Consider the following 3060-nt stretch of genomic DNA (forward strand, 5'->3'; position numbering starts at 1 on the left):
ACGGCACGGTGTTCTGCGGTGACGAGCCGACGCCCGGCGCGGCCCGGTCGCTTCAGCGGGCGCCGGGCCGCGCCCAGTACGTCACCAACAACGCGTCGCGCAGCGCGGCCCAGGTCGCCGAGAAACTGAACCGGCTCGGCTTCCGCGCGGCCGGCGACGACGTCGTGACCAGCGCGCAGACCGCGGCCCATCTGTTGGCCGCGCGGCTGGCCGGCGGGGCGCCGGTGCTGGTGGTCGGCACCGATGCACTGGCCGCCGAGGTCAGCGCGGTCGGGCTGCGGCCGGTCCGCCGTTTCGCCGAGGAGCCGGTCGCCGTGGTCCAGGGGCATTCCCCCGACACCGGCTGGGCGGATCTGGCCGAGGCGGCGCTGGCGATCCGGCACGGCGCACTGTGGCTCGCCACCAACGTCGACCGCACGCTGCCGTCGGAACGGGGGCTGCTGCCGGGCAACGGCTCGATGGTCGCGGCGCTGCGCACGGCCACCGACGCCGAGCCGCAGGTCGCCGGCAAGCCGTCGCCGGCGTTGCTGATCGACGCGCTGGCCCGCGGCGACTTCCAGCGCCCGCTGGTGGTCGGCGACCGGCTGGACACCGACATCGCCGGCGCCGACGCCGCCGGCCTGCCCAGCGTGATGGTGCTGACCGGGGTCAGCTCGGCCCGCGACGCCGTCGAGGCGCCGGCCGGCCAGCGCCCGACCTACATCGTCGGGGACCTGCGCGCACTGCACGCCAGCGCCGAGCCGCTCGCGGTCGCCGCACAACCGGAGTGGCGGGTGCGCGCCGACGGCGCGGCGGTCACCGTCGAGTCGGTGCCGGGCGGCACCGACGGATTGCCGGCCGACGGCGACGGATTGTCCATCGTTCGCGCGGTCGCCCGCGCGGTGTGGGACTGCGGCCCGGCCGGTGCCCGCACCATCAGGCCGGGCGACGAGACCGCCCGCGCGGCGCTGGGACGCTGGTCGCTGCTGAGCCCCGCGTCGTAGCGGCCATCGACTAGCGTAAGTGGCGCAATGAGTACCGAACCCGAGCGGAAGCCGAGCCCGATCAGGGTCCGCATCGAAGCGCTGCTGGCCGAGCTGCCCGACGGGGACGAGCTCGCTGCGCTGCCCGCGCAGGCGGACATCGACGGGCTGGCCCAACGTCTCGAGCAGGCGCACGAGCTGCTGGTGCGTGCGCTGGAATCGGTGGAGAAGGGCTGAGTGCGCGCATGCCGAGGCGCGCCCGCGTCGACGCCGAGCTGGTCCGCCGGGGGCTGGCCCGATCCCGGCAGCAGGCGGCCGAGTTGATCACCGCCGGCCGGGTCACCATCGACGGGATGCCGGCCGCCAAGCCGGCGACCGCGGTCGCGACCACCGCAGACCTGGCCGTCGCCGTGGACGGCGCCCGCGACTGGGTGTCTCGCGGGGCGCACAAGCTGATCGGCGCTCTGGATGCCTTCGGGATCGACGTGGCCGGCCGGGCCTGCCTGGACGCCGGAGCGTCGACCGGGGGCTTCACCGAGGTCCTGCTGGACCGCGGCGCCGCCCGGGTGGTCGCCGTCGACGTCGGTTACGGCCAGCTGGCCTGGCCGCTGCGCACCGACCCGCGGGTGGCGGTGCTCGAGCGGACCAATGTGCGGGACCTGGCCCCGGCGATGATCGGCGGCCCGGCCGAGCTGGCCGTCGCCGACCTGTCGTTCATCTCGCTGGCCACCGTATTGCCCGCGCTGACTGGCTGCGTGTCACCGGACGCCGATATCGTTCCCATGGTGAAGCCTCAGTTCGAGGTCGGCCGCGGAAACGTCGGAGCCGGCGGGGTGGTTCAGGATCCGGCGCTGCGCGCGTCCGCGGTGCTGGCCGTCGCCGAGCGCGCCGGGCGGCTGGCCTGGCACACCGTCGGCGTCACCGCCAGCCCCCTGCCCGGCCCGGCCGGCAATGTCGAGTACTTCCTGCACCTGCGCGCCGCCACCGCCCGGCCGCTCACCGGCGACGAGCTGCGCCGGGCGATCACCGACGCCGTCGCGGAGGGGCCGCGATGAGTTCTCGGCGCAGCGTCCTGCTGGTGGTGCACACCGGCCGCGAAGAGGCGACCGACACCGCCCGCCGGGTGGAGAAGATCCTCGGCGATCACGACATCGCCCTGCGGGTGCTCACCGCCGAGGCGGTCGACAAGGGCTCGCTGCATCTGGCGCCGGACGACATGCGTGCGCTCGGGGTGGAGATCGAGGTGGTGGACCCCGACCACCGCGCCGCCGAGGGCTGCGAACTGGTGCTGGTGCTCGGTGGCGACGGCACCTTCCTGCGGGCGGCGGAGCTGGCCCGCAACGCCGACATCCCGGTGCTCGGGGTGAACCTGGGCCGGATCGGGTTTCTGGCCGAAGCCGAAAACGACACTATCGACGCGGTGCTCGACCGGATCATCGCCCGCGACTACCGGGTGGAGGACCGGATGACGCTGGACGTGGCGGTCCGCGCCGAGGGGGGGACGATCGATCGCGGCTGGGCGCTCAACGAGGCGAGCATGGAGAAGGGGCCACGACTGGGCGTGCTCGGAGTGGTCGTCGAGGTGGACGCCAGGCCGGTGTCGGCGTTCGGCTGCGACGGTGTGCTGGTGTCGACGCCCACCGGATCCACCGCCTACGCGTTCTCCGCGGGCGGGCCGGTGCTCTGGCCCGACCTGGAGGCGATCCTGGTGGTGCCCAACAACGCGCACGCGCTGTTCGGCCGGCCGATGGTGACCAGCCCGGACTCGACCATCGCGGTCGAGGTGGAAGGGTGCGGTCACGCCGCCCTGGTGTTCTGCGACGGCCGGCGGAAGATGCTGGTGCCGGCCGGCGGACGGCTGGAGGTGCGCCGCGGCGATACCCCGATCAAATGGGCGCGGCTGGACAGCGCGCCGTTCACCGACCGGCTGGTCCGCAAGTTCCGGCTGCCGGTCACCGGCTGGCGTGGGCAGTAGCGGCGGCCCGTGCTGACTGAGATCCGCATCGCATCGCTCGGCGCGATCAGCTCGGCGACCGCCGAGGTCGACCGCGGCCTGACGGTGCTGACCGGCGAGACCGGCGCCGGCAAGACCATGGTG

Annotated in this window: 5 protein-coding genes; all 5 read left to right on the forward strand. The window is 74.4% G+C overall.

Going from position 1 to position 3060, the window contains the following annotated elements:
- Positions 1-983, forward strand: a 983-nt coding sequence (locus tag AC2VNT_RS09370) for an HAD-IIA family hydrolase (protein ID WP_486946594.1), incomplete at its 5' end; no start/stop codon positions are given.
- Positions 984-1010: 27 nt separating this feature from the next.
- A complete protein-coding gene (locus AC2VNT_RS09375) occupies positions 1011-1199 on the forward strand; it encodes a hypothetical protein (RefSeq protein WP_486946595.1) in 189 nt (62 codons plus the stop codon).
- 8 nt (positions 1200-1207) lie between these two features.
- Complete coding sequence (locus tag AC2VNT_RS09380) at positions 1208-2017, forward strand: TlyA family RNA methyltransferase (RefSeq protein ID WP_486946596.1); 810 nt, start codon at positions 1208-1210, stop codon at positions 2015-2017.
- Complete coding sequence (locus AC2VNT_RS09385; protein WP_486946597.1) at positions 2014-2937, forward strand: NAD kinase; 924 nt, start codon at positions 2014-2016, stop codon at positions 2935-2937. Before AC2VNT_RS09380 ends, AC2VNT_RS09385 begins: the two co-directional genes overlap by 4 nt.
- 9 nt (positions 2938-2946) lie before the next feature.
- A partial coding sequence (locus tag AC2VNT_RS09390; RefSeq protein ID WP_486946598.1) for a hypothetical protein occupies positions 2947-3060 on the forward strand: 114 nt, incomplete at its 3' end.

Source organism: Mycobacterium sp. TH-M15 (genome assembly GCF_057473705.1).

What these genes read in the sequence shown, in the direction of transcription:
- AC2VNT_RS09380 (WP_486946596.1), top strand. Translation starts at nt 1,208, where the DNA reads ATGCCGAGGCGCGCCCGCGTCGACGCCGAGCTGGTCCGCCGGGGGCTG.
- AC2VNT_RS09375 (WP_486946595.1), top strand. Translation starts at nt 1,011, where the DNA reads ATGAGTACCGAACCCGAGCGGAAGCCGAGCCCGATCAGGGTCCGCATC.
- AC2VNT_RS09385 (WP_486946597.1), top strand. Translation starts at nt 2,014, where the DNA reads ATGAGTTCTCGGCGCAGCGTCCTGCTGGTGGTGCACACCGGCCGCGAA.